The organism is Methanocella paludicola SANAE, assembly GCF_000011005.1.
GTDB classification, from domain to species: Archaea; Halobacteriota; Methanocellia; order Methanocellales; family Methanocellaceae; genus Methanocella; species Methanocella paludicola.
The window spans coordinates 2660006-2678741 of record NC_013665.1 but is presented as its reverse complement, the minus strand read 5'-3'; the positions used below and the strand labels follow the sequence as shown (position 1 = coordinate 2678741).

The window sequence follows — 18736 nt, the reverse complement described above, 5'->3', positions numbered from 1 at the left end:
GCATATAACGACATAGCTGGATTAATCATTGGTTTTTACTATGGGCTCTAAACGGAAGGCGCCTGGCGAAACAAGGAAAAAGCAGGAAGACAGGCGCAAAGCGGACGAAGGAAAAGCGAGCGAAACGCAGGGAAGCGCGCTGTCCAGGCTACTGAAGGACCGCACGCTGATCATGCTGGCGGGCATCCTGCTTATCGGGCTCGCCCTCAGGCTGTTGCCTCTCACGTACAGCCTGTCAGGCGGCCAGATCGCGTTCTCCGAGTTCGACCCGTACTACCACCTGCGGAGGATCACGTATGCCGCCGGCAACTTCCCGTACCTCAACTCGTTCGACTCGTACGTGAACTATCCCTACGGCTACGGCATAAGCTGGCCACCGCTGTTCGACCTTATCGCGGCCGGGCTTTCGCTCATCGTGGGGCTGGGCAGCCCATCCCGGCCCATCATCGAGGCGGTCTCCGCGTCACTGCCCGTCATCCTGGGGCTCGTCTCCATCGTGCTTCTCTATTACATCGTCAAGGACGCACTGGGCAGGCAGGCCGGGCTGCTCGCCGCCCTGTTCATGGCCATACTGCCCGCGTCCATCTTCCGCACGGCCTTCGCGTACGCGGACCACCACGCACTTGAGGTGGCCGTATCACTGGCCATGTACCTGTGCTTTACCCGGGCCCTGGCTCTGGCCAGGGAGGAAAAGCCGAGCCTGCCCAAACTGCCCAAAAAGCCGCTGGCCTATGCGCTGCTGGCAGGGGCATGCATGGCCGGCATGGTCTTCTCCTGGGAAGGCGCCCCGATCTTCATCGGCATTGTCGTCCTGTATGCGCTGACACAGTATGCTTACGATGGCTTCAGGCGAGAGGACACTGAATACCTGAGCATCACGGGCGCAATTGCCTCGCTAGCCGCGGCCGTCCTGGTGACCCCGTTCGTGCTCGCGAGCCCCGCAGGGCAGAGCCTCACGATCTCGGCCGTCTATATCTCCTGGTTCCACGTCATCTATCTCATCGCCATGGCCCTGTTCTTCGTCGCCATGGGCGGCCTCTCCCGGCTATACTCGGGCATGAAGGCCCCGTGGTTCTCGACCGTGCTCACCGCCGTCGCCGGCGCCGCCGTACTGGCCGGAGCCGTGAAGCTAGCCCTCCCACAGGTCTTTGATACACTTGCGGGAGGCGTCCAGTTCCTGTTCGGCTCGGGCAACGTCCTGGCGACCATCGTCGAGGTCGAGCCCCTGTTCATCAACGACGGCGGCCTGTCCATCGCCATCCCGTGGGCGTACCTGTCTACGGGCGGCCTCCTCGCCATACTGGGGCTGGCCATCTTCCTCCTTACCAGGAAATGGGGCGGCATGAAGAACGCCGAAGTATTCCTCCTCGTGTGGACGCTCGTAGTGCTGGCCCTCGGATTACTCCAGAAGCGTTTCGTATACCTGCTGGCGGTGAACGTGTCCATATTCGCCGGCTTCGCCGTCTACTGGACGCTCGACCTGGTGGGCTTCTACAGGGGCACGGAGAACAATAAGAAAGCGTCACAGTCCAGGGACGCCTGGCTCACGCCCCCGGTGGTGGCAATGGGCATCGTCTTCGCCGTCCTCCTCATACCCATCCTGATGAGCGACTATTCGGTATCGGGCGTGCAGGAGTTCTACACCCTCGACTGGAACGAGGCCTGCCAGTGGGTCAAGGATAACACCCCGAAGACCTCGTACACGTACTCTGCGGACAAAGGCACGGAACCCGAGTACGGCATCATGAGCTGGTGGGACTACGGCAATTACATCTTATACCGCGCCGAGCGACCGGCCGTGGCCAACAACTTCCAGACCGGCATCGGCGATGCCGCCCGGTTCTTCATCGCGCAGGACGAGGCCGGCGCGAGCGAGATCATGGATAAGCGCAAGGCGAAGTACGTCATGCTCGACTACCGCCTGGGCTCCCCGTGGGCCGGCGTGACCGCCGGCGTCTTCGAGAACATGCCATACCTGGCCGGCGAGGATACAAGCAGCTACCACGCGAGCTACGTCGTGCCCGTGACCTACGGCAGCCAGACGGTGCTCGACGGCAGCGATAAGTACTATAGCTCGATGTATTCCCGCCTATTCAATGACGACGGCCTGGGAGGCAGAGACCGGCTCGGCCACGAGGCCGGCGGCCTGCAGCGCTACCGTCTCATATATGCGACCGACGGCACCGACCCGGTCAAGGTCTTCGAGTACGTGAAGGGGGCCACGATAACGGGCACGGCATCGCCCGGAGCGGTCGTGAAGGCCAGCCTTAACATGGCCTTCCAGGGCGGCGAGCACACGTATTACGCCTCGACGACAGCCGGGGCGGACGGGAGCTTCTCCTTCACCGTACCGTACCCGACGTCGGCCACGATAGGCACGACGAGCACGGCACAGGCGTACGTGCTTACGTCGGGCGCTTCGTCCGTCGAAGTGCAGGTGCCCGCCTCCGCCGTGGACAACGGCGAGACCGTGGCAGGTGGTAAGCTATGAAAAGATCGTTTATCGCGATATTCATGCTGCTGGCCATGATCCCGGCCGTTGCGATGGCGGACTGGCCCCAGGCCAGGCACGACGCGGCCCACACGTCCGTGGCCGACTCCCCGCTCAACCCGCCCCTGGCGGTGGAATGGCAGACGAGCGCCGGAGGCGAGGTATTCTCCTCCCCGGTCCTGTACAACGGCACGCTCTTCGTCGGCAGCGGCGATGAAAGAAAGCTCCTGGCGCTCGACCCGGCGACGGGAGATAAGAAATGGTCTTACGCCACGTACGCGTCCGTGGAGTCCACGCCGGCCGCTGCGAACGGCTCGGTCGTCTTCGGCTCCTACGACGGCTACGTCTATAAGCTGGACGCGGCCACCGGCGCCCTGCAGTGGAAGTTCGACGCGAAGAGCGGCGTGCTCTCCTCTCCGTTAATATACCAGGACAGGGTCTACGTGGGCACGGACGACGGCAGCTTCTACGCGATCGACTTCAGGACGGGCGGCGGCCTCTGGTCTCTCGCGAAGGCTGCCCAGTCGTCGCCCGCGGCAGAGGACGGCTTGATTTACGTCGGCGCGCTGGACGGCACGTTCTACGCTCTGAACGCCTCGTCGGGCAGCCAGGCCTGGACGTACCAGACGAACGACACGTTCCATTCCTCGCCCCTCGCCTTCAACGGCACTGTCTATATCACGACTCGCAGCGGCACGCTGTACGCCTTCGACGCGAAGGGCGGCCAGGTCAGGTGGACGTACGACCTCGGCTATTACTCCGACTCTACGCCCTCCGCATCCGACGGCACCATATACGTGGGCACGTACGGCGGGCGGATATTCGCCTTAGGCGAGAACGGCACGCTAAAGTGGGAATCGGCGTATTACGGGCCCATATACCAGACCGTGACGGTATCGGGCGACGTGCTCTACGGCGCCTCCCAGAAGGGGACGCTGTTCGCGCTCGACAAGGCCGGGAACGAGCTGTGGTCTTACGACCTGGGCGAGAGCGCCTTCGCCTCTCCGACCGTGGACGGCGGCCGGCTCTACATAGGCACGATGGGCGGCAAGGTCATGGCCTTCGGGGAGACGACGGCCACGCCGACCCCGTCGCCCACGAGCTCGCCTTCGGCGACAGCTTCGACGCCTTTCCCCGGCGTGCTGGCCTGCGTGGCCGCGCTGATTGCGGCAGGTTTATGCCGTAAGAGCCGATAAGGAGGCAATATCATGACGATGAAGGTGGTCATACCGGCGGCCGGAGCGGGAAAGCGGCTTTACCCTCACACGTACACGAAGCCCAAGCCAATGGTATTCGTGGCCGGGAAGCCCATTATCGGTCACATCCTGGACAGGATGGCCGGCCTCGACCCCGACGAGGTCATCATCGTGGTCGGCTACATGAAGGACAAGATCGTCTCTTATGTCACTGCGAATTACTCTAACGCTTTCAGGAAGCTCACCTTCGTGGACCAGGACCGGCAGCTTGGCCTGGGGCACTCGATCTTCGTTACGAGGGAGGCGGTGGGCGACAGCCCCGTCCTCATCGCGCTCGGGGACATGATCTTCAGGGACGGCTACAGCGAGTTCCTTAAGCACCACCGGGAGAACGGCAAGTGCTCCGGCTCCATCGGGGTCAAGGCGATCGACAACCCGGAGCGCTACGGCATCGTCTATTTAAACAAGGACCACACCGTGCGCCAGCTCGTGGAGAAGCCGAAGAGCTCCACGTCCAACGTCGGCATCGCCGGCGTCTACTTCATCGAGGACACGCCCCGCCTCTTTGACGCGCTCGAGGGCCTCGTCGGCTCTAACGGCCATGGCGAGATACAGCTCACCGACGCCCTGCAGAAGTCCGTGGAGCAGGGCTCCGTCTACAAGACGTTCGAGGTGGACAGCTGGTACGACTGCGGCCGGCCCCAGTCCCTGCTCGAGGTCAACCGCATCCTGCTTTCCGAGAAAAGCCTCTCCGAGAACGGCGCGACGAGCTCGATCATCGTCGAGCCGGTATCCATCGGCAGGAACGCCAGGATCGAGAACTCCATCATCGGCCCGTACGTGTCCATATCGGAGGGCGCGGTGGTGAGCAACTCCATCATCGAGGACAGCATCGTGGGCAATAACGCCGAGGTCAAGTACATGACCCTGCACTCCTCGATCATCGGCGACCACGCCATCCTCATCGGCAAGGCGAACGCGCTCAACATCGGGGACTCGTCCACCATAGAATTCTGAGGTTAACGATCATGCCAACATCAGTAGTGACCGGCGGCGCCGGCTTCATCGGCTCTCATCTTTGCGAGTACTTATTAGGCAAGGGCGACCGGGTCATCGCCATCGATAACCTGGGCAGCGGCAGCAAGGATAACATCAAGGGCATCTTGAATAATGCCAGCTTCACTTTTATCAAGCACGACGTACGGAAGCCGCTGAAGGTCAGGGAGAAGGTGGATTACGTCTATAACCTGGCCTCCCGGGCCTCGCCCGTGGACTTCGACCGCTATCCGGTCGAGATCATGATGACCAACAGCGTCGGCACGTACAACGCCGTCAACGCGGCGCTGGAGCACGGCGCGCGGTTCCTGACGGCCTCGACCTCCGAAACGTACGGGGACCCGGACGTGAGCCCCCAGCCCGAGACCTACTGGGGCCACGTGAACCCGGTCGGCCCCAGGAGCTGCTACGACGAGAGCAAGCGGTTCTCCGAGGCGCTCACCATGGCCTTCGTCCGGCACCAGGGGCTTGATGGCCGGATCATCCGTATATTTAACACGTACGGCCCCAGGATGCGCCTCGACGACGGCCGGGTCGTCCCGAACTTCGTCACCCAGGCCCTCGCCGGCAGGCCGCTGACGGTCTACGGCGACGGCTCGCAGACCCGCAGCTTCTGCTACGTGTCCGACCTCGTGAGGGGCATTTACCTCATGATGCATTCCCCCGTAAAGGGACAGGTCGTCAACCTTGGCAACCCCCGCGAGATGACCGTGCTGGAGTTCGCCCGTACAATAATAGAGAAGACGGGCAGCTCCTCGGCCATCGACTACCGGCCCCTTCCGGAGAACGACCCGCTCCAGCGGCGCCCCGACATCAGGAAGGCGAAGGAGCTGCTGGGCTGGGAGCCTGAAGTGGGGCTGGACGAGGGCCTCGAGAGCACCATCGCGTGGTTCAAGGACAGCATGAGTAAAAAGAAGGAGAAAAAGCGTTGATACTGGTAACGGGCAGCGGCCTCCTGGGCTCGGACGTCATCCGTGTCCTGAGGAAAGAGCACGAGGTCACGGGCACCTTCAGCTCGCACCCTAAGGAGGGCGCCGTGCGCCTGGACATCACCGACCGGGGAAACACGATACGGGCCGTCGGAGAGCTAAAGCCCGAGTACGTCGTGCACACGGCCGCGCTCACGAACGTCGACTACTGCGAGGACCACCCGGACGAGGCGGCCTCCATTAATGATATGGGCACGAAGAACGTCGTGGACGCCGCCCGGATGGCAGGGGCCAGGCTCATTTACGTCTCCACGGACTTCGTGTTCGACGGCTCGAAGGGCATGTACCGGGAGGAGGACCCGGTAAATCCTATCTCTGTTTATGCTTACTCGAAGCTCATGGGCGAATACCGGGTGAAGGAGCTGCCGGGAAGCGCCATCGCCCGCACCAGCGTCGTCTACGGGAACGCCAGGCAGAACTTCGTGACCTGGGTAAGGGACTCGCTGGCAAAAAAACAAACGATCAAGGTGGTCACCGACCAGTTTAACTCGCCGACGCTGTCATACGACTGCGCCCTGGCCATCGCCGCCCTGATCAGGCACGGCGCGGAGGGCACTTACCACACAGCAGGGGGCGAGAGGATCAGCCGGTACGACTTTGCGGTGAAGATAGCGAGGTTCTATGGCCTTGACCCGGGGCTCATCGAGCCGGTGACCAGCGATACGCTGAAGCAGAAGGCGAAGCGGCCGGCGGACTCGTCGCTGGACGTCAGCAAGATCGGTCAATATCATCAGATGCTCGACATCATGGACGGATTGAAAAAGATGGAAGAAGTGAGACAATGAAGGGATTGGTTTTATCCGGGGGCAGCGGCACCAGGCTGAGGCCCCTGACGCACACGGGCCCGAAGCAGCTCATACCGGTGGCCAACAAGCCGGTGCTCCAGTACGTCATCGAGGACCTGAGGGACGCGGGCATCACGGACATCGGCGTCATACTGGGAAATAACGGCAAGGAGCAGGTCATCGCCGAGCTGAAGGACGGCAAGCAGTACGGCGTGAACATCACGTACGTCGAGCAGGGCGCCCCGCTGGGCATCGCCCACGCGGTCCAGTGCGCCCGGGATTTCATGGGCGACGACGATTTCATCGTTTACCTGGGCGATAACATGCTCAAGGACGGCGTCAAGGGCCTCGTGGATGACTTCGCCGAAGGCCAGTACGATGCCGCTATATCGCTGCAGGCGGTGGCGAACCCGCGCCAGTTCGGCGTGGCCGAGCTGGATAAGCAGGGGCGGGTCGTCGGCCTCGAGGAGAAGCCCAAAGTGCCCAAGAGCAACTATGCGCTCGTCGGCGTATATCTTTTCACCCCCGTCATCTTCGACATGATCCGGCAAATAAAACCCTCCTGGCGCAACGAGCTCGAGATCACGGACGCCATCCAGAAGCTGCTGGACAATAAGTATAAAGTCCGCTCTCACATCGTCTCGGGATGGTGGAAGGACACCGGCAAGCCCGAGGATATTCTGGATGTTAATCGCCTGGTGCTTGACGAGCTGAAGCCCCTCGTCGAGGGCATGGTGGAGGAGGGCGCCAGCGTCGCCGGCCGTGTTTCTCTGGGGAAGAACTCCGTCATTCGCTCGGGCTGCGTGATAAGGGGCCCCGTAGTGATCGGCAAGGACTGTACTATCGAGGCGGGCGCGTATATCGGTCCCTACACGGCCGTCGGGGACGGGTGCACGGTGAAGGGCGCGTACGTCGAGTCGTCGGTCCTCATGGCCGGGTGCTCCGTGTCATGTGAGAACCGCATCGTGGACAGCCTCATCGGCAAGAACGCCATCATCGCCTCCGCGAACAACGACCTGCCAAAGGGCACACGGCTCATCGTGGGCGAGAACTCTTTCCTAAAAATTTAAAAAAAAGTTATTTGTTGAGTAGTGGTCTCCACCACCACTCATTATTTACATACCAGTCGATGGTCTTCTTCATCGCGTCCTCGAACGTATAGGCGGGCTTCCATCCCAGCGCCTTAGTCTTGTCGCTGTTAAGCGAGTAGCGCAGGTCGTGGCCCGGCCGGTCCTTGACGAACGTGATGAGCGACCCGGGCTTGCCAAGCTGCTTTAATATTAGCCGAACGACCTCGAGGTTGGGCTTCTCGTTGCCGCCGCCGATGTTGTAGACCTCGCCCAGCCTGCCCTTGTGGAAGACCGTGTCGATGCCGGCGCAGTTATCCTCCACGTAGATCCAGTCCCTCACGTTCATGCCCGTGCCGTAGACCGGAAGAGGCTCATTCCTCATGGCCTTCAGGATCATGAGGGGTATCAGCTTTTCGGGGAACTGGTAGGGGCCGAAGTTGTTGCTGCTCCGGGTGATGAGCACGGGCAGCCTGTACGTATTATAGTACGAGCGGGCGAGCAGGTCGCCGGCGGCCTTTGCGGCCGAGTACGGGTTCGAGGGATTGATGTTGGACGTCTCGTAGAAGGAGCCGTCCTGGATGCTCCCGTATACCTCGTCCGTCGAGATCTGCAGGAGCTTCTTAATGTCGTACTTCCTTGCGGCTTCCAGCATGGTGTAGACGCCCTTCACGTTGGATTCAAGGAAGTCCGAGGCGCTGTCGATACTCCTGTCCACGTGGGTCTCTGCTGCGAAGTTGATGATCTCGTCGACGCCGTGCTCCTTGATGGCCTTGCCGACCGCCTCAGCATCGCAAATATCCCCTTTAACGAACTTGATCCTGCCCCGAATGTCCTTCAGGTTATCCAGGTTGCCCGCGTAGGTCAGCTTATCGTACACCAGGACGTCGATGCCCGGGTGCTTGTTAAGAATAAAATGAGCGAAGTTGGCGCCTATGAACCCGGCGGCGCCCGTAACCATCAAAGACATGAGGCTCACCCGTGCTTCAATCCGGGCGCAAGGCCCCAGTCATAGGGGATCTCCTTCGTGTCCGGAGGCAGCCGGTACTCGTCCGGCTCCTTGTAGTCGTACATCTCGGTGGGCACGTTCACGATGAGCGCCTCCTCGGTGCCGACGCACTTGAAGCCGTGGTACACGTAGGGCGGTATCTGTACCTGCACCGGGTTCCGCTCCCCGATGAAGAACTCGTTAATAACGCCCTTCGTGGGCGAGTTCTCACGGCCGTCATACAGCACGACCTTCATCATGCCCCGGACGCACACAAAATTATCGAACTGCTTCTTATGATAGTGCCAGCCCTTCACGACGCCAGGGTACGCGGACGTCACGTAGGCCTGCCCGAACTTCTTGTACGTTTCCCAGTCCGGGCGCATGATCTCCATTAAAAATCCCCTCTCGTCCACGTTCAGCCTTAGCTGCTTAACGTGGACGCCATCGATTAATTTTTGAGGCATCCAATTTCTCCTGATAAGATGCTTACTAGCATATGCCAATATAAAACTTATCTCGTCAAGCCAGGCGTACGGCAACCTGTAGCCTGTATGACCGGGCTATAGCGTTATATGATATGTTGTCGCCCCGAGTACTCCGGTCAACAATTAAATACAATAAAAGAACAAAATGGCTTTATATTACGATACTAAGATTAGTAGGTCAAGTGAACCACGTATAATGCACTTCTGTCAGAGCTATACGGCTTTATAAAAACGTATATTGCGAGGGTGTGGTGGAGTATTCCTAAAAAAGCATTAATTACCGGTATAACGGGTCAGGACGGCTCTTATCTAGCCGAGCTGTTATTGAGTAAAGGATACGAGGTCCACGGTATCATACGCAGGGCATCCACGTTCAACACGAGCCGGATCGACCATATCTATGTCGACCCCCACGACCCCGCCGCCAGGATGTTCTTACACTATGGCGACATTTCCGATAGTGAGCAGATCAACGGAATTATCTACAATGTGAAGCCCGACGAGATATACCACCTCGGCGCCCAGAGCCATGTCCGGGTCAGCTTCGACATACCTGAATATACGGGAAATGCTACTGGCCTGAGCGCCACGAGGTTGCTCGAGGCCATCCGAAGAAGCGGGAACGGCATAAAGTACTATCAAGCCTCGAGCAGCGAAATGTTCGGCGCCTCTCCCCCGCCTCAAAGCGAAGCGACGCCTTTCCGGCCCAGGAGCCCCTATGCATGTGCGAAGCTTTACGCGTACTGGATGGTGGCCAACTATCGTGAAGGATATAACATGTTCGCCTCTAACGGTATTCTCTTTAACCATGAGTCCCCCCGCAGGGGAGAGACATTCGTCACCAGGAAGGTCACCCGTGGCATATCGAAGATACTTGCGAAGAAAGACCAGTATCTATACATGGGTAATCTAGACGCGAAGAGGGACTGGGGCTTTGCCCCCGAATACGTGGAGTGCATGTGGAAGATTCTCCAGAATGACTTGCCCGGCGATTTCGTTATTGGCACGGGCGAATCGCACTCCGTACGGGAATTCGTAGAGAAGGCATTTTCTTACGCGGGGCTCGACTGGAGCGAACACGTCCGTATTGACCCCAAATACTTCCGGCCCACCGAGGTCGAAGACCTGATAGCCGACGCTTCAAGGTCTAAACGTGTGCTCGGCTGGGAACCCCGGGTCAAGTTCGACGACCTGGTCAAGATCATGATGGACGCCGATATGCGCGCCTCGGGGCTCGAGCCGGCCGGCGAGGGTGACCGTATAATCGAGAAAAAATTCGAGAATAAGTGGTGGGGGTGTGACTGATGATCGACTTGAAAGATAAAAATATACTTATCACGGGTGGAGCGGGCTTTTTAGGCTCCTTTGTCGTCGAGAAGCTCAAGCAGAGGGGAGTTCGAGATGAACAGCTTAAAATACCGCGGAGCAGGGACACGGACCTGACGCGGATGGACAATTGCATAAACGCCGTTAAAGATGCCGATATCGTCATTCATTTAGCGGCCAGGGTCGGCGGCATCGGCTATAACAGGGCTAACCCGGCCACGCTCTTTTACGATAATGCGATCATGGGCATCCAGATGATGGAAGCGGCAAGACGGGAAGGCGTGGAAAAATTCGTAGCCGTGGGTACTGTATGCGCTTATCCTAAGTTTACGCCCGTGCCATTCCACGAAGAGGACCTGTGGAATGGATATCCGGAAGAGACCAACGCGCCGTACGGGCTGGCAAAGAAGATGCTGCTCGTCCAGTCGCAGGCCTACCGGATGCAGTATGGCTTTAACTCCATATACCTGTTACCGGTCAACCTCTATGGCCCCCGGGACAATTTCGACCCGGAAAGCTCCCACGTTATCCCGGCTCTCATTAAAAAATTCGCCGAGGCCACGAGGGACGATAAAAAGACGGTCGAAGTCTGGGGCACTGGTAAAGCATCCCGGGAGTTCCTCTACGTAGAGGACGCGGCCGAGGGCATTATATTGGCCACCGAAAGGTACGACAGGCCCGAGCCCATCAACCTAGGAGCGGGCTTCGAGATCAGCATCAGAGACCTGGCATCGCTAATATCAGAGCTAACTGGCTACGGGGGTAGGATTGTCTGGGATGATACGAAACCGGACGGCCAGCCCAGGCGGTGCCTGGTCGTGAGCCGGGCTAAAAAAGAGTTCGGCTTCGAAGCCCGGGTGAACTTCCGTGAAGGCCTGAGGCGGACGATCGAGTGGTATAAGGCAAAGTATCCCTGAGCGGGGAAATTTCGAGATTATTGCTTAGCCCTTGAAAATAAATTTGTGATGGAAGAATTTTTGGACCATGTGCTTAACCGATGTTACGCTAACAGCCCGCCTGAGCGAGCTTTCCGTAAGCGCGTAGCTGGCATCCATCAGAGAGTACAGCGGCTTTTCTCTCCCATACAGGTCCTTATTGGCCTCGGCCTCGGGCCCCTCCCAGCTATTATTCTTTCCCTGCGGTACATGTGAATAGTCGTGGTTCTGGTGCACCGACATGACCGCCGATGTGGCATCGATGACCATGGCGCCTCTATCCAGAGCTATGTATATCATCCAGTTATCGTACCGCGGCCTGCCGATAGCGAAGGCAGGTACATTTCCCCAGAGGCCTCTGGGATATACGAAAAAATCAATAGAGTTCGGAGGTACAAGCTTGCCAGTGGCCTTTACGAACTCCCTCATCCGTCCCTCCCAGCCCTCGGAGAAATCATATGGCTCCATGATGTCGACGTTCCAGCGCCTCCCGCACATTAAGAACCGTCGTTTTACGCCGTTTACCCTTTCCAGGGCAGCCATAAAGTCGTCCATTAAAATTATGTCGCAATTCACAAAACACATTAGATCGTTAGACGCTATCTTCTCCGCCTGCTCGAACATATCATCCAGTAAAGGCGTTCCATAGGAGTTCCGCTCGACGGAAGGCACGTGTTTCACGTTCAGCTCGCGGGCGGCCTCGGCCACGCCCTCTTCGTCGCCGAATAGTATGACCTCGCATTCGGGGCGCAGCAGGGTCCAGCTCTTAATGGCGTTCCTCTGGATGGTCCCGATGTATCCCCGGAAAGGCTTTGGCATCGTAAACAGGGTCAGCATGGTATCACGTTAAAGTCAATCAGGTGAGTTCATCCTGCGCTTATTTAACCTATTCGCTTTCATGGCCGGAAGTATGACTGTCAATGTAACCAGTAAGCCAGACGCCGACTGTACTTTATTGAAAATCACAAGAATTATCATTCCTCAGCTACTTTATCACATAGACTACTATGACCGGGATGCGTAAAGGATCTCAGGATTTCCGAGGCATGGCTGGTCAACGATCATTCAATAGCCCGATAGAAGTCGTAGCGAATAATCGCTACGCAATATGCCTGGCGGCCATTTCCCTCCTCACGCTAGTGCTGAGGCTTTATCATCTGGGGCTTGATAGCCTGTGGCTGGACGAGTCGTTTAGTATCGTTCTGTCCCAAAACAGCCTCACGGGAATAATTGCGCTGGCAAGCGAAGACGTCCATCCTCCCCTTTATTATCTTCTCCTGCACTTTTTCCTGAGCCTGCCGGGACAGATCGAGCTCGTGGCAAGGATGCCCTCTGTGATATTTGGCGTCCTTGCGATATTCCCTCTCTATTTCCTGGCGAAGGATCTTTTTGGAAAGAACGTGGGTATCGTGGCCTCGCTGCTCTACGCGGTCTCTTTCGCCGGCATTACCTATTCGCAGGAGGCGCGCATGTACACGATGATGGTATTCCTGGGCGCCATCCAGATGTACTATTTTTACCGCTCGATAAAGAGAGACCAGCTGGCCGATTGGGCGGTTTTCGCGATATCCTCCGTATTGATAGTGTACACGCACTACTACGGTTTCCTGCTCACGGGCACGCTGGCCCTGTATGGCCTCGCCATATCGTTCAGGACAAAAAGCAAGGACGCCCTTAACACGGCGGCATTCCGGCATTTGCTCATCATCATGGCGTTGATCTTTCTGGCCTTCCTGCCCCAGCTTCCCGTTGCGTACCACCAGTCGCAATCGAGCATGGTGGCCAGCCAGCTACAAACCGATAACCTCATGTTTTTCCCGAAGTTAGCGTATTTCCTGACGGCCTGTGGCATAAAGAACCCCCGGACCATCCTCACAGTGGCGTTTACCGCGGCATACATGGCGCTATCCGCCGCCGGCATCGTCCTCGCCTGGAGGAAAAAGTCCCGCGAGCTATCGTACCTGCTCACGATACTTATCATCGCTTCGATGGCCACGCTCCTGCTATCTAACTTTACCAGGTTCTGCGGGTTCAGGTATATATTATTTTTAATCGTTCCGTACCTCGCGCTCGTGTCCAACGGCATCGTATCGCTCGCAGAGCATGCGGGTAATGCCCGATATAGGGTAATGACGCTCGCCGGCATGATCGCGCTCATACTCCTGGCCGTAGCATTCAGCATTACGCCGTTGTACAGCGGCACGAACGTAGACATAAGGGGAGCCATGCAATACGTTAAGGACCATTCGAGCTCAGGGGATAAGGTCGTAGTATTCAATAGCGACAGCATATCGCCGGGCTTGTATGCCGGCTTGCTGGGGATCCAGGATATGGTCGAAAAAAATTCGAGCTATGACGACATAATAAGTGACGATAGCGGCATTGTATGGGCTATCGTATCTGATATTCGGGATAATCCCGGGAACGAAGACGTACTGCCCTTGCTGAACGAGCATATGCAGTTACGTGCCACGGTATCCAGGGCATCGGTCTATTACCGCCCGACATAAAAACCGGATAACACCAAAAGATTTATCAAAGATGCACAGGTGAACTAATTCATACTTCTAGGGGCTAGATCCATTGCCCCTTACGGGCACCTGATTCATGGCCCGTGATGGTTGAGATAGATGTCTACGGCGAGAACATTAGCCAAGAACACGACCGTCCTGCTGGCGGCGCAGATCATCAGCATAGCCGTCAGCCTGACATACCTTTCTTATTCAGCGCGATATTTGACGCCCGATGGCTTCAGCATCATGAGCTTCGCCCTGTCGTTTACCACCGTATTCGCCTATTTTGCCGACTTCGGTTTCAGTACCCTGACGGCGATGAAGGTTGCCAGGGATAAGTCACAGGCCGGCAAGTACCTCGGTAACTTGGCCGCGCTCAGGATATTCCTGTCCGTGCTCCTGGTACTGGTTATGGCCGTAGTCATAAATGTCGGTGATTATCCTGAGCAGACCATTCAGGTCGTTTATATCATCGCCATATCGACGGTGTTATACGTATTGAACGGGCTGTTCAACTCGCTTTTCCAGGCGTTCGAAAAGATGGAATACCAGTCCATCGGTACGGTGTTATACAGCGTCCTGATGTTCTCGGGCACTTTTCTGGCCATACATTTTGACCTCGGGCTTATGGGGTTTGCATTCATCAACCTAGCAACGAACCTGCTCGTCATAATCTATAGCTTAATAGTCAGCGCACTTTTTATCGTCAAACCGAAAATGGAGCTAGACCCCCGGTTCTTAAAAACAATCATCATCGAATCCCTGCCGTTTGGCATTGGGGGATTTTTTCTGACGATCTATTATTCTATTGACTCCTTGCTATTATTCAACATGCAGGCGCAGGATGTGCTGGGCTGGTACTCAGCGTCATCGAGGCTTGTACACTACCTCCAGGTTGTGCCCTTGATGGTCAACACCGCGTTATTTCCCGCGATGTCCAGGTTCTTCATTTCTTCTCCGGATAACCTGAAGCTGATCTATGAGAAGTACATGAAGTTCATGCTGGTAATAGGCGTGCCGATGGCAGTTGGCGCAACTGTGCTGGCGGATAAGATCATATGGACAATATATGGCGATGGATATTCTCCATCCATAGTCGTCATGCAAATAGTGATATGGTCCGTCTTTTTGTCCTTCGTATACACGCCATTCCTGCAGACATTCAGCTCTACCAACCATCAGAGGCTCACGACGGTGATAATCGGGATAGGCATGCTCGTGAACTTCGCCTTGAACATCATATTAATACCTCTCTTAAGCTATATCGGCTCTAGCTTTGCGCTGGTGATGTCTGAGCTAACGATGCTGGTGATCAGCTTTTATTACGCCACAAGGCTGGGATTTGGTATCAAGGGCGCTATCATCGTACAGATCTTGAGCAGGGTGGCGGCCGCAAGTATGGTCATGGGAGCCTTCCTCTGGCTCTTGAAAAGCTGGAACATCTTGGTCCTGATACCATGCGGTATTTTAGTGTATTTTGTCTCGCTTTATGCCGCAGGAGGGATCGATAGTGAGGACCTATCGCTGGTCCGGTCTATCCTCAAAGGAAAGTACGCGGCTCCAGTAAAAAATGATCAGGCCAGTACTACATCAGGTCCCGATAAATAGCTTCGACTTGCTCAGAGACGATACGGGTATCGAACTTTTCCAGAGCCCTCCGCCTGCCCCGCTTTCCATACGCTTCTCTGGCCGATGCGTCTGCGGCCAGCCTCTTGATCTCGTTGTAGATGGATAACGGGTCATTGGGCTGTATCAATATGCCGGCATCGCCCACTACCTCGGGTATTGAGCCGCTCATCGTTGAAATGACGGGGAGGCCAGAGGCCATGGCTTCGACCAGTACCATGCCGAACTGCTCCTGCCAGAAAGGCGCAGGAATACTGGGGAGTATAAAAGTGTCGGCCGCATTGTATAGATCTGGTACGGCACTATAAGAAAAGCCTCCGGCAAGCAACACCCGCTCCCTTAAGCCGGCGGGCGCGATCCTTTCGGCCACGGCGTCCTTTTCCGGCCCTGTGCCCACCATCGCAATCTTCACGCTCTTCAGCTCAGGGTCTCGGGCTATCAGCATGGCCGCGTGGAGCAGGTCATAGACGCCTTTCTCCTTAACCAGTCTTCCCATGTATAATACTAGAAGGTCATCGTCAGAAGCGCCCAGCTTTTTCCTCAATTCCGGATCGGCGGGCGCAGGCTTGAAGCGCCCGGTGTCAATGCCCGCCGGGACGACCCGGATACGGTCTTCGGGAACCCCTTCGATCATCAGTGCAGCCTTCGCCCGATCAGTCACGGCAATGAAGACATCGGCCCGGCTTTTAGTATATTCGACAATGCGGTCATTACCGGTCAGGGCTCTTCGCATCGTCTCCGATATACCATCAAATCCCCGGAAGAGGTGCGTGGATAAAAATGGTATGTTCTCCCATACGGTCAGGGCAAGCTTGACCTTACTTACGGCCTTGTATCTGGCGGCCTGGTAAGAATAGCCAGTAAATGTTTCTGCCGTATGGACGATATCCTTATCCTCGAGCTCCTTCTCCAGGCCAGCCATCCTCTCGTTCAAGCCCCTGGGAAGAGATAATCCATACGCCATGCCTCTCAGCGGTGATGGTAAAAAACCATAACGTTCCTCGGTGGTGTGCAGCTTTTTTACGGGGAATCCCATGTCTACGGTCTCGAACTTATTCGTGTAGGAGGAATATCCCGTGATCTCGTGCCTTTGGGATAGGGGCTTATAGCTCTGCATCTCAAAACGATTCAGGTTATTTCCCCTCACCAGCGCGATCCTCAAACTTCTCTCACCATCCGGCCAACGCATTCACATATAATATGCATACGATATAAACCTGCTTTTACCCTGGCCGGGGAAGTTATATAGGCTTTCAGGCAAATGTGTCAACGTTCTTAGATATGAAGCCCTGCGTCACCATCATCATATTAAACTGGAACGGCACGGACGACACAGCCGAGTGCCTGGATTCGCTCATATCTCTCGATTACCCGAACTATAAAATACTGCTCGTCGATAATGCCTCGACCGACGGGTCCGTCGAGTTGTTCAGGCAGAAGTACCCGGACATAGAGCTGTTGGTGAACCAGGAGAATTTGGGGTTTGCCGGAGGGAATAACGCAGGCATAAAGCGAGCCCTGGAGGAAGGCGCCGACTATCTGCTATTATTGAATAACGATACGACCGTCGAGCCCGGCTTTCTGGGCAGGATGGTAGGCACGGCCGAAAGTGACGCGGGCATAGGCATCGTGGGCCCGAAGATATGCATGTACAGCGACCCTGAAAAAATATGGTCGGCCGGGGGCAGGATCAACATGTTCACAGGTAAGATCGGGAACATGGGAGAGGGGCTGCCAGAAAAAGACTTTGCCGGCGTGCGGGAGGTCGACTACGTGAGCGGCTGCGCGCTATTAATAAAGTCGGAGGTGGCGAGGCGCATCGGCCCTATGGAGGAGCGTTACTTCCTTTACTTCGAGGAGACCGACTGGAACCTCCGGGCACGTTCGGCCGGCTACCGTTCCGTGGTGGACTACGACGCGCGCATATTCCACAAGGCCGGGATATCTACAGGCAAAGTGAAGGACTCCGATTATTACTATGGCCCGAGAAACCTGCCCCTCTTCGTCAGCGTGAACGGCCGGTGGTACCACAAGCTCATCTTTTACCCGCTCTTTTTTATACGGTATGGCCTATCGTATTTAGTGAACCTGCTCAGGGGACGGCCCGGAAGGAGCCGGTACATAGCCCGGGGCATCGGCGACTTCATCAACAAAAAGTACGGAAAGCTCGAGCCCTAGCGCGAGCACAGGCCGACGTACTGCCTGAGCACCGCCTGCATATCGAACTCACGAACTCTCTCCTCCGCCCGGCTGCTTAGCGAAGAGTAGAGCGCTTTATCCTTAATGAGCATGCCGAGCTTTTTCGCGAGGTCCGCTACGTCCCCGGGCCTGTATACCAGTCCGGCAGGGCCCGCGGTCTCGGGCATGGCGCCCGTATCGGGCACGACCACGGGCTTCGCGGCCGACATCGCCTCGATGACCGGGACACAGAACCCCTCGTGCCGGCTCGCCGTGGCCCACGCGTCGCATGCCGCATAATAGTCGGGCAGCTCCCCGTCAGGGACCCTCCCTGCGAGCCAGGCCCGGCTATCCATGTGAAGCTCCTTGATCAGTTTCCGCAGATTTTCACGCTCAGGGCCATCCCCGACGATCAGGAGGCAGGCATCATCCAGGGTGGATACGGCCTTAATTAATTCGTCGACGTGCTTGAAATTGGCCAGGCGCCCCACGTACAGGACCACAAATTTGTCGCCGATGCCGTACCTGCTCCTGACCTTGCCCCCGTCGCCCCGCATCCCGCCCGGCTCCACGCCCAGTGGCATGACCACGACCCGGGAAGGATCGATCCCCCAATGCAATACCTCTTTTTTAATGAACTGGCTGAATACCTGTACCATGTCGGCCCTCCTCATGGAGCGGACATAAAAGAACTTCCTGATCCGCATGAGCCACCGGTCCCTGGCGCCGCTCACGTACTGCACGGGCGTGAGGCCATGGAAGGTCCACATGACCCTCAGCTTAGGGTTATAGCGCAGTGCCAGACGGCACGCGGGCATCGGGCCCACATCCGGGTCGACCATTAACAACACGTCGTACTTCGAAAGCTCACGGGCCAGGCCGACTGCGCCCGCCAGGGCTTCCAGGTTCGTGCCCATGCTGTGGCTGTTTTTGCCTCCCATAAGTCGAATTTCCACGCCCTCTACGGGAGGGCGCTCGTAAGCAAAAGTAAATACGGTGACCTTTCCGGTCTTCTTTAGCGCTTCGGCAGACGCCATCGTGAAGTTGCTCATCGCGTCCTGGCCGACAAGCCGCTTGATGACGATCGCCGTATCCATC

16 protein-coding genes are annotated in these 18736 nt (G+C 57.1%); 11 read left to right on the top strand and 5 right to left on the bottom strand.

The genetic code is table 11. The annotated features are described in order from the left end of the window. Positions 1-40: 40 nt before the first annotated feature. From MCP_RS13830 to MCP_RS13805, 6 genes are read left to right on the top strand one after another with little or no spacing between them, the layout of a single operon-like run. Positions 41-2491: an oligosaccharyl transferase, archaeosortase A system-associated gene (locus MCP_RS13830; protein ID WP_128860082.1), complete on the top strand. Its 2451-nt coding sequence runs from the start codon at positions 41-43 to the stop codon at positions 2489-2491. Further along, positions 2488-3687, top strand: a complete 1200-nt coding sequence (locus tag MCP_RS13825) for a PQQ-binding-like beta-propeller repeat protein (protein ID WP_012901468.1) — start codon at positions 2488-2490, stop codon at positions 3685-3687. The genes MCP_RS13830 and MCP_RS13825 overlap by 4 nt, the downstream gene beginning before the upstream one ends. 12 nt (positions 3688-3699) lie before the next feature. After that, complete coding sequence (locus MCP_RS13820) at positions 3700-4704, top strand: sugar phosphate nucleotidyltransferase (protein WP_231845092.1); 1005 nt, start codon at positions 3700-3702, stop codon at positions 4702-4704. An 11-nt stretch (positions 4705-4715) separates the two neighbouring features. Beyond that, complete coding sequence (locus tag MCP_RS13815) at positions 4716-5675, top strand: UDP-glucuronic acid decarboxylase family protein (RefSeq protein ID WP_012901466.1); 960 nt, start codon at positions 4716-4718, stop codon at positions 5673-5675. Beyond that, complete coding sequence (gene rfbD, locus MCP_RS13810) at positions 5672-6517, top strand: dTDP-4-dehydrorhamnose reductase (RefSeq protein WP_012901465.1); 846 nt, start codon at positions 5672-5674, stop codon at positions 6515-6517. Before MCP_RS13815 ends, rfbD begins: the two co-directional genes overlap by 4 nt. Beyond that, positions 6514-7587 carry a glucose-1-phosphate thymidylyltransferase gene (locus tag MCP_RS13805; RefSeq protein WP_012901464.1) on the top strand — a complete coding sequence of 358 codons (1074 nt, stop codon included), beginning with the start codon at positions 6514-6516 and terminating at the stop codon, positions 7585-7587. Before rfbD ends, MCP_RS13805 begins: the two co-directional genes overlap by 4 nt. Before the next feature lie 7 nt (positions 7588-7594). Here the strand turns inward: MCP_RS13805 and rfbB are convergent, their stop codons facing one another. Next, positions 7595-8554 carry a dTDP-glucose 4,6-dehydratase gene (gene rfbB, locus MCP_RS13800; protein WP_012901463.1) on the bottom strand — a complete coding sequence of 320 codons (960 nt, stop codon included), beginning with the start codon at positions 8552-8554 and terminating at the stop codon, positions 7595-7597. A gap of 5 nt (positions 8555-8559) precedes the next feature. After that, a complete protein-coding gene (locus MCP_RS13795; protein WP_012901462.1) occupies positions 8560-9039 on the bottom strand; it encodes a dTDP-4-dehydrorhamnose 3,5-epimerase family protein in 480 nt (159 codons plus the stop codon). Positions 9040-9306: 267 nt separating this feature from the next. Between MCP_RS13795 and gmd the strand changes: the two genes are divergently transcribed. Both gmd and MCP_RS13785 read left to right on the top strand, forming a co-directional pair. After that, positions 9307-10365 carry a GDP-mannose 4,6-dehydratase gene (gmd, locus tag MCP_RS13790; RefSeq protein WP_012901461.1) on the top strand — a complete coding sequence of 353 codons (1059 nt, stop codon included), beginning with the start codon at positions 9307-9309 and terminating at the stop codon, positions 10363-10365. After that, the gene (locus tag MCP_RS13785; protein ID WP_012901460.1) at positions 10365-11303 is read left to right on the top strand and encodes a GDP-L-fucose synthase family protein; all 939 of its coding nucleotides are present in this window, start codon (positions 10365-10367) and stop codon (positions 11301-11303) included. Before gmd ends, MCP_RS13785 begins: the two co-directional genes overlap by 1 nt. A gap of 24 nt (positions 11304-11327) precedes the next feature. Here the strand turns inward: MCP_RS13785 and MCP_RS13780 are convergent, their stop codons facing one another. Then, positions 11328-12158: a hypothetical protein gene (locus MCP_RS13780; RefSeq protein WP_012901459.1), complete on the bottom strand. Its 831-nt coding sequence runs from the start codon at positions 12156-12158 to the stop codon at positions 11328-11330. 209 nt (positions 12159-12367) lie between these two features. On the opposite strand from MCP_RS13780, the gene MCP_RS13775 reads away from it, so the two are divergent. Both MCP_RS13775 and MCP_RS13770 read left to right on the top strand, forming a co-directional pair. Then, positions 12368-13831: a glycosyltransferase family 39 protein gene (locus tag MCP_RS13775; RefSeq protein ID WP_158301498.1), complete on the top strand. Its 1464-nt coding sequence runs from the start codon at positions 12368-12370 to the stop codon at positions 13829-13831. A 120-nt stretch (positions 13832-13951) separates the two neighbouring features. Then, positions 13952-15442 (top strand): flippase, encoded by a 1491-nt coding sequence (locus MCP_RS13770; RefSeq protein ID WP_012901457.1) that lies wholly within the window; start codon positions 13952-13954, stop codon positions 15440-15442. Here the strand turns inward: MCP_RS13770 and MCP_RS13765 are convergent. Then, on the bottom strand, positions 15420-16622 hold the full coding sequence (locus tag MCP_RS13765) for a glycosyltransferase family 4 protein (protein WP_012901456.1): 1203 nt from the start codon (positions 16620-16622) through the stop codon (positions 15420-15422). The two genes, MCP_RS13770 and MCP_RS13765, sit on opposite strands and share 23 nt — an antisense overlap. A gap of 119 nt (positions 16623-16741) precedes the next feature. On the opposite strand from MCP_RS13765, the gene MCP_RS13760 reads away from it, so the two are divergent. Further along, positions 16742-17638, top strand: coding sequence for a glycosyltransferase family 2 protein (locus MCP_RS13760; RefSeq protein ID WP_012901455.1), 897 nt, complete (start codon positions 16742-16744; stop codon positions 17636-17638). Here the strand turns inward: MCP_RS13760 and MCP_RS13755 are convergent. Continuing rightward, positions 17635-18735, bottom strand: a complete 1101-nt coding sequence (locus tag MCP_RS13755; RefSeq protein ID WP_012901454.1) for a glycosyltransferase family 4 protein — start codon at positions 18733-18735, stop codon at positions 17635-17637. The genes MCP_RS13760 and MCP_RS13755 overlap by 4 nt on opposite strands. Position 18736: the final 1 nt, after the last annotated feature.

What these genes read in the sequence shown, in the direction of transcription:
- MCP_RS13830 (WP_128860082.1), top strand. Translation starts at nt 41, where the DNA reads ATGGGCTCTAAACGGAAGGCGCCTGGCGAAACAAGGAAAAAGCAGGAA.
- MCP_RS13825 (WP_012901468.1), top strand. Translation starts at nt 2,488, where the DNA reads ATGAAAAGATCGTTTATCGCGATATTCATGCTGCTGGCCATGATCCCG.
- MCP_RS13820 (WP_231845092.1), top strand. Translation starts at nt 3,700, where the DNA reads ATGACGATGAAGGTGGTCATACCGGCGGCCGGAGCGGGAAAGCGGCTT.
- MCP_RS13815 (WP_012901466.1), top strand. Translation starts at nt 4,716, where the DNA reads ATGCCAACATCAGTAGTGACCGGCGGCGCCGGCTTCATCGGCTCTCAT.
- MCP_RS13805 (WP_012901464.1), top strand. Translation starts at nt 6,514, where the DNA reads ATGAAGGGATTGGTTTTATCCGGGGGCAGCGGCACCAGGCTGAGGCCC.
- rfbB (WP_012901463.1), bottom strand. Translation starts at nt 8,554, where the DNA reads ATGTCTTTGATGGTTACGGGCGCCGCCGGGTTCATAGGCGCCAACTTC.
- MCP_RS13795 (WP_012901462.1), bottom strand. Translation starts at nt 9,039, where the DNA reads ATGCCTCAAAAATTAATCGATGGCGTCCACGTTAAGCAGCTAAGGCTG.
- MCP_RS13785 (WP_012901460.1), top strand. Translation starts at nt 10,365, where the DNA reads ATGATCGACTTGAAAGATAAAAATATACTTATCACGGGTGGAGCGGGC.
- MCP_RS13780 (WP_012901459.1), bottom strand. Translation starts at nt 12,158, where the DNA reads ATGCTGACCCTGTTTACGATGCCAAAGCCTTTCCGGGGATACATCGGG.
- MCP_RS13775 (WP_158301498.1), top strand. Translation starts at nt 12,368, where the DNA reads ATGGCTGGTCAACGATCATTCAATAGCCCGATAGAAGTCGTAGCGAAT.
- MCP_RS13770 (WP_012901457.1), top strand. Translation starts at nt 13,952, where the DNA reads ATGTCTACGGCGAGAACATTAGCCAAGAACACGACCGTCCTGCTGGCG.
- MCP_RS13760 (WP_012901455.1), top strand. Translation starts at nt 16,742, where the DNA reads ATGAAGCCCTGCGTCACCATCATCATATTAAACTGGAACGGCACGGAC.
- MCP_RS13755 (WP_012901454.1), bottom strand. Translation starts at nt 18,735, where the DNA reads ATGGATACGGCGATCGTCATCAAGCGGCTTGTCGGCCAGGACGCGATG.